At 71.0% G+C, this 6,392-nt stretch carries 6 protein-coding genes and 1 pseudogene; all 7 read right to left on the bottom strand.

The features are described 5' to 3' along the window. Positions 1-107: pseudogene (locus VGC18_RS05795) on the bottom strand (RNA-binding protein); the annotation flags it as partial. A 3-nt stretch (positions 108-110) separates the two neighbouring features. After that, positions 111-623, bottom strand: coding sequence for a 30S ribosomal protein S16 (gene rpsP / locus VGC18_RS05790; RefSeq protein WP_331095182.1), 513 nt, complete (start codon positions 621-623; stop codon positions 111-113). 150 nt (positions 624-773) lie between these two features. Then, entirely contained in the window at positions 774-1,688 is a 915-nt protein-coding gene (locus tag VGC18_RS05785) for a DMT family transporter (protein ID WP_331095180.1), read from the bottom strand. A 91-nt stretch (positions 1,689-1,779) separates the two neighbouring features. Next, positions 1,780-2,571 (bottom strand): LLM class F420-dependent oxidoreductase, encoded by a 792-nt coding sequence (locus tag VGC18_RS05780; RefSeq protein ID WP_331095178.1) that lies wholly within the window; start codon positions 2,569-2,571, stop codon positions 1,780-1,782. A gap of 9 nt (positions 2,572-2,580) precedes the next feature. Further along, positions 2,581-4,683, bottom strand: coding sequence for an FAD-dependent oxidoreductase (locus VGC18_RS05775; protein ID WP_331095175.1), 2,103 nt, complete (start codon positions 4,681-4,683; stop codon positions 2,581-2,583). A 5-nt stretch (positions 4,684-4,688) separates the two neighbouring features. Then, positions 4,689-5,519: an SDR family oxidoreductase gene (locus tag VGC18_RS05770; RefSeq protein WP_331095174.1), complete on the bottom strand. Its 831-nt coding sequence runs from the start codon at positions 5,517-5,519 to the stop codon at positions 4,689-4,691. Between the two features lie 16 nt (positions 5,520-5,535). Further along, on the bottom strand, positions 5,536-6,392 hold an 857-nt coding region (locus VGC18_RS05765), incomplete at its 5' end, for an acyl-CoA dehydrogenase (protein WP_331095172.1).

Below are 6,392 nucleotides of genomic sequence, written 5' to 3'. Positions count from 1 at the left end.
CGCACCTCGAGGACCTCGCCGCGTGGTGAGTTCTTCGCCACGACCTGAACCTCGTCGGGGTTGTCGACGATCCCCTTGACGAGGTGTTCGAGAGCGGCTTCGAGCACGAGCTACGCCTTGTCGGCGGCGGCGTCGGCCGCTGCCTCGACGATGACCGCATCCTCGGAGCCCTCGGCGGGCGCCTCGGTGGAAACGTCGGCGGCGAGGTCGTCGCCTGTCGCCGCTGCGGCATCCGCGTCGGCGGCGGGCGCCTCAGCCTTGGGCGCGGGGGCCGCGGCCTTGGGCTTGAGCACCGGCTTCTTCTTCTCGTCGGCCACGAACTCTTCCTTGGCCTGCTTGGTCTTCACCGTGTTCGTCGGGTTCTTCTCGCCCTTGAAGGTTCCCCAGTCGCCGGTGAGCTTGAGAATCGCCTCGACCTGCGGGCTCGGCTGGGCACCGACACTGAGCCAGTACTGGGCGCGCTCGGAGTCGACCTCGATGAACGAGGGCTCCTCGGTCGGGTGGTACTTGCCGATCTCCTCGATGACCCGACCGTCGCGCTTGGTGCGCGAGTCGGCGACGACGATCCGATAGAAGGGCGCGCGGATCTTGCCGAAGCGCTTCAAACGAATTTTTACAGCCACAATTCTCCGTAGATTATTTTTGGGGCGAACTGCTTGCCGTGAGCGTGGGGTGCACACCCGGCAGAAAGCTCTGATGAGAGTCGGTGCCGTCTGATTAGAGGGTCGAACGGCCAAGGACTCGACTGACCATTCTTGCAGATTTCCGGCGGGCTATGTGCCAACCGTGATCGTCGGCCGCCTGCGGGACAGGCCGACCCCCACCAGGCAGACCACGCCGCCGACGATCGCGAGCGGCGCCGGCACCTCCCGGAAGACCAGAAGCCCCTCGATCACGACGAGCGCGGGGACGATGTAGGTCGTGACCGCGAGGGACCCGGCGGACATCGTGGACAGAGCGTACGCCCAGGTGCTGAAGGCGAAGGCCGTCGGGACGACACCGAGGTAGACCGCGCCGACGATGCTGGATGCGGGCGCGCCGGCGAGGTCGCTCACGAGCTCACCCGCGAACGGCAGGCAGCACACCGCGCCGATCGCGCAGCCGAGGAAGGTCACCTGCCTGGCGGGGATCCGCTTGAGCGCGGGCTTCTGGCAGAGCACCCCGATCGCGTAGGTGACCGCGGCCACGAGCGCCCAGGCCACCCCGCTGCCGTCGCCGAAACCGGTGATCCCGCTGCTGATGCCGATCAGCACGACGCCGACGAAGGCGACGCCCGCGCCGATGGCGAGCCACTTCGGGATGCCGTCGCCGAGGAAGATCCCGGCGCCGAGCGCGATGAGGATGGGCCCGATGTTGACGAGCATCGCGGCCGTGCCGGCGTCGAGGCTGTGCTCGGCGAGGTTGAGCGCCACGTTGTAGACCGCGAACCAGGCGATGCCGAAGGCGGCGATGAGGACCCACTCCCGGAGCGTCGGCCGCACCCAGCGGTGCCCGATGAGCAGGAAGGAGAGCACGACGCTGCCGACGGCGAGCCTCGCCAGCGCGAGCGAGCCGCCGCCGAAGTGCGGGGCGACCCCGCGGATGACGATGAAGGCGCTCGACCACGCGAGCAGGGTCACCACGACTGCGGCCAGGACGGACGGGGACAGGGCCGACGTTCGAGACGTCTGCGGCGGAGTGAGGGTCACCACACCACGCTAGGGGCAGCCGCCGTCATCCGGGTGCGCGGACGCCGACGGTGACACCTTGTCGTCGAAACCTGGCACGAAAACGGTGTCCTCAGGCGGCATTGACCGCGTCGCGCCAGGCCAGCCAGTCGCGCACAGGCGCCAGGTCGTAGTCCGGTCCGGTGATGCCCACGGTGAACAGCGTCGCGCCGAGCGCGTGCAGCTCGTCCGCCTGCTCCGGAGTGCGGGTCTTCAGCTCGGTCGAGATCTCGATCTGGCTCGTGTCCCGGCCGACGGCATCGCCGTGCTTCGCCAGGACGCCGAGCTTGTGCTCGAGGGTGGCGACGTCGCTGAAGCTGTGCCAGATGTCGGCGTGCTGGGCGACGATCTTGAGCGTCTTCTTCTCGCCGCCCCCACCGATGAGCACGGGGATGTGCCGGGTGGGCGGCGGGTTGAGCTTGGCCCAGCGGGCCTCGATGATCGGCAGGTTGGCGGCGAGCGCGTCGAGGCGCTGACCGGCGGTGCCGAACTCGTAGCCGTACTCGTCGTAGTCCCGCTCGAACCATCCGGAGCCGGTGCCGAAGATGAACCGGCCGCCGCTGATGTGGTCGATGGTGCGGGCCATGTCGGCCTGGAGGTTGGCGTTGCGGTAGCTGTTGCAGTTGACCAGCGCGCCCAGCTCGACCCTCGAGGTCTGCTCCGCGAGCGCCGCGAGCATCGTCCAGGACTCGAAGTGGAGGCCGTCCGGTTCGCCGGAGAGCGGGAAGAAGTGGTCCCAGTTGAAGAGCACGTCGACCCCGAGCTCCTCGAGGGCGGCGGCGGTCTCCCTGATCTGCGAGTACTGAGCGTGCTGGGGGGCGATCTGCACGCCGATTCGGACGGCGCGGTTCTGCGGAGAGGTCATGCGTCCAGCCTAACCGGGCGTCGGAGCCGTGATCCGTCGCGCGGCCGCGATGCCCTCGGCGGCCGCCCGCACGGCGTCCACCTCCCTCGCATCCTTCGCCCCGCCGACGACCTCATGCCGGATCCCGGCGCGCCCCAGCTCCTGGGCCAGCCGGTCGACGGGATCCTGCCCGGCGCAGACGACGACCGTGTCGCCAGGAACGAGCTCGATCGTGCCGTCAGCCCGCTCGATCTCCACGCCCTCCGGCGTGATCGCCCGATAGCTCAGCTCCGACTCCAGGCGCACCCCGGCCCGGGTGAGGGCGGCCAGCGCCACCCAGCGCGAGCTGATGCCGATGCCCCGCCCGAACTTGCCGGAGCGCCGCATCACCGTCACCTGCGAGCCGTCCCGCGGCCCGGGGGTCGGCGCGGGGGCGGCACCGGATGCCGGCACCATCGGCGATGGATCGAGACCGAACCGCAGGGGGAACTCCCGCGCGCGCTCCGCCGGATCGTGCGACTCGACGAGGAACGCGGCGAGGTCGACCCCGATGCCGCCGCCGCCGATGATGGCCACTGTCCCGGCGGGGACGCCGTCCCGGATGGCCCGCTCGTAGCTCATCACATGCGGCAGGTCGGAGCCCGCGACATCGATCCGTCTCGGCCGGACGCCGCTCGCGACGATCACGCCGTCGAAGCCGGCCAGGTCGCCGATCGTCGCCTCGGTGCCGAAGCGCAGGGCCGCCCCCCGTTCGGCCAGCTCGGAGAGCGCGGAGGCGACCGGCAGCGCATAGTCCTCCTTGCCGGGGATGCGCGCGGCCAGCGCGAACTGGCCGCCGGGCTCCCCCGACTCGAAGACCGTGACGGCATGCCCGCGGCGGGACAGATCGAGGGCGGCGGCGAGGCCGGCCGGCCCCGAGCCGACGACGGCGACGGAGCGCGGGACCAGGTCCGGTCCGTCGAGCGGGAACTCCAGCTCGCGGCCCGCCCGCGGGTTGACCAGACAGGAGACCGGCGCGAAAACGAGGGAGTGGTCGATGCAGGCCTGGTTGCAGCCGATGCACGAGGCCACGGTGGAGAACGACCCGGCGAAGCTGCGAGCGACGATGGCGGGATCGGCGAGGAAGGGCCGCGCGAGCGCGATCGCGTCGACGGTGCCGCGCTCGAGCACCCGCTCGACGTCGCGCAGGTCGGTGAAGCGGTTGCTCGCGATGATCGGCACGGCGCGGGGCGCCCGGTCGCGCACGACGGCGGCGATGCGTTCCGGGTAGCCGAGCCAGGCGAGGTGCGGCACGCTCGCCTGCACGGTCGGCACGCTCGACTCGTGCCAGCCGATCCCCACGCTCAGCGCGTCCGCGCCGGCGGCGACGAGATCGATCGCGAGCTCCTGGACCTCCTCGGGGGTCGAGGATCCCGGCATGAGATCGTCGCCGGACATCCGCACGATCGTGGGGACGTCCGGCGGAAGAGCGGCCCGCACGGCGGAGAGCACCTCGACCGCGAAGCGGCGCCTGCGCGCGGCGTCGCCGCCCCACTCGTCGTCGCGGAGGTTGGTCAGCGGGGAGCAGAACTGGTTGACGAGGTACCCCTCCGAGGCCATGATCTCGACACCGTCGAACCCGGCGGCCCTGGCCGCGACGGCCGCCGAGGCGAAGTCGGCGATCGTCGCGAGCACCTCGTCGTGGTCGAGCGCACGCGGAACGGCGCCGCGCGCGGCGCGCCACGGCACCGCGGAGGGCGCGACGGCCTGCTCCGGCCGGCCATCGGCATCCGTAGCCCCGGCGAGCAGCGCGTACCGGCCGGCGTGGAAGAGCTGGGCGATCGCGAGGCCGCCCGCGGCGTGGACGGCGCTCACGGCGGTGGCCAGCCGCTCCTGCACGTCCGGCCGCCCGAGGACGGCGTAGTCGGGGCCGCCGCGGCCGGCCGAGCTGACCGCGAGCCCTCCCGTGATGACGAGGGCCGCGCCGCCCTCCACCCGCTCGCGGTAGAAGGCGGCGAGCGCCGCCCCACCGTCGTCGATCGCCTCGAGGCCGGTGTGCATGCTGCCCATGACGACCCGGTGCGGGATGTCGAGGCCGCCGATGGTCCACGGGGACCGGCTGAGCGGCAGCGGGCGCGCCTCGGTGAGGGCCACGGGGCCTACCTGTCCGTCGTCACACCGAAGACCGCGTCGTGGAGGTCGCCGGTCGTGTCCACCCAGAAGGGCGGGGCGACGACCGTCAGGCCGCCGTCGACGGTGAGCACCTGCCCGGTGATGTATCCGGCGGCGGGCGAGAGCAGGAACTGAACGGCGGAGGCCATGTCGTCCGCCGTCCCGGCCCGGCCGAGCGGGACCTTCTCCAGCACACTCTCCATGGGCGCCATGCCGGGCACCCCGTAGAAGAACTCGAGCGAGTCGGTGTCGATGAGGCCGCCGTTGACCGCGTTCACGGTGATGTTGCGCGGTCCGAACTCCGTCGCCATGAACTTGACGTAGGACTCGTTCGCGGCCTTGGCCGCACCGAGCGATGCGTAGGTCGGAAACGCCCGAAGCGAGCCGTAGCTGGTGACCACGACGATCCTGCCGCCGGTCTGCGGCATGAGCTCGACGGCCCGCTGCGCGCCGAGCACGAACGAGCGCACGTTCATCGCCCAGTTGCGGTCGAGGTGGTGCAGCTTGAGCTGACTGATCGGCTTGAAGGCGCTCGCGGCCGCGCTGGCGACGAAGTAGTCGAGCCGTCCGTAGCGGTCGCCGACCGCGGCGAACAGCGCGTCGATGTCCTCCGGCTGCTCGATGTCCGCACGCACGGTGATCCCGTCGCCTCCTGCGGCGCGCACCTCGGCGAGCGCCTCCTCGGCGAGATCCTCGTTGTTCTTGTAGTTGATCACCACGTTCGCGCCCTGCGCGGCGAGCTTGCCCGCGAGCACCCGGCCGATGCCCCTGGAGCTGCCGGTGATGAGGGCGACGGGCGCCTCTGGGGTGGAAACCATGTGTTGTGCCCTTCGATCAGTTGGTGACGGCGCCGGTGAGCACGGCGCGGCCCACGATGAGCTTCTGGATTTCGTTGGTGCCCTCTTCGAAGCGCTGCGCCCTGGCGTCCCGGTAGACACGCTCGATCGCATTGCGCTTCCAGTAGCCCTGGCCGCCGTGGATCTGCAGCGCCTTGTCGGTCACCCGGGCGAGCATGTCGACGGCCACCATCTTCGACGCGCTGGAGAGCACCGCGGCATCCGGGGCGCCTTCCTCGAAGGCCTTGGCGGCCTGGATGACCAGGGCACGGGCCGCGGCGATGTCGGCGTAGTTCTCCGCCAGGTAGAACTGGATCACCTGGCGCTGACCGATCGCCTTGCCGAAGGTCACCCGCCGGTTCGCGTACTCGACGGCGAGCTCCTGGGCGCGCTCGGCGAGGCCGACGCAGCTCATCGCGACCGAGATCCGGCTCGGCAGTAGGAAGCCGCCGAGCGCGACCTCCAGGCCCTGGCCCTCGTCGCCGAGGCGGTGCCTCGCGTCGATCCTGACGTCGTGGAAGCGCAGGATCGCGTGGTCGGTGCCGGTCACCCCCATCGTCTGCGAGTCGTCGACGACCTCGGCCCCTGGCAGGCGGTTCGGCATCAGGAAGGCGACGGTGCCGTCGGCCCCCGTCGAGCCCTCCAGCCGAGCGGCGATGAGCAGGTAGTCCGCCTTGACCCCGAAGGTGATGAGGTGCTTCTCGCCGTTCATCACGTACACGTCGCCCTCGCGGCGCACCGAGGTCGTGATGTCCGCGCCGGTGCCGTTGTCCGGCTCGGTGAGCGTGAAGGCGACGAGGAGCTCGCCGGCGACCGACGGCCTGACGACGTGCTCGAGCTGCCAGTCCGTCGCGT

It is taken from the genome of Lacisediminihabitans sp. (genome assembly GCF_036404185.1).
In the GTDB taxonomy this organism is placed as follows: domain Bacteria; phylum Actinomycetota; class Actinomycetes; order Actinomycetales; family Microbacteriaceae; genus Lacisediminihabitans.
The sequence above is the reverse complement of the archived record's forward strand: the minus strand, read 5'-3'. Positions and strand labels throughout refer to the sequence as shown.

Coding starts and splice junctions, on each gene's coding strand:
- VGC18_RS05780 (WP_331095178.1), bottom strand. CDS start 2,571: ATGACCTCTCCGCAGAACCGCGCCGTCCGAATCGGCGTGCAGATCGCC.
- VGC18_RS05770 (WP_331095174.1), bottom strand. CDS start 5,519: ATGGTTTCCACCCCAGAGGCGCCCGTCGCCCTCATCACCGGCAGCTCC.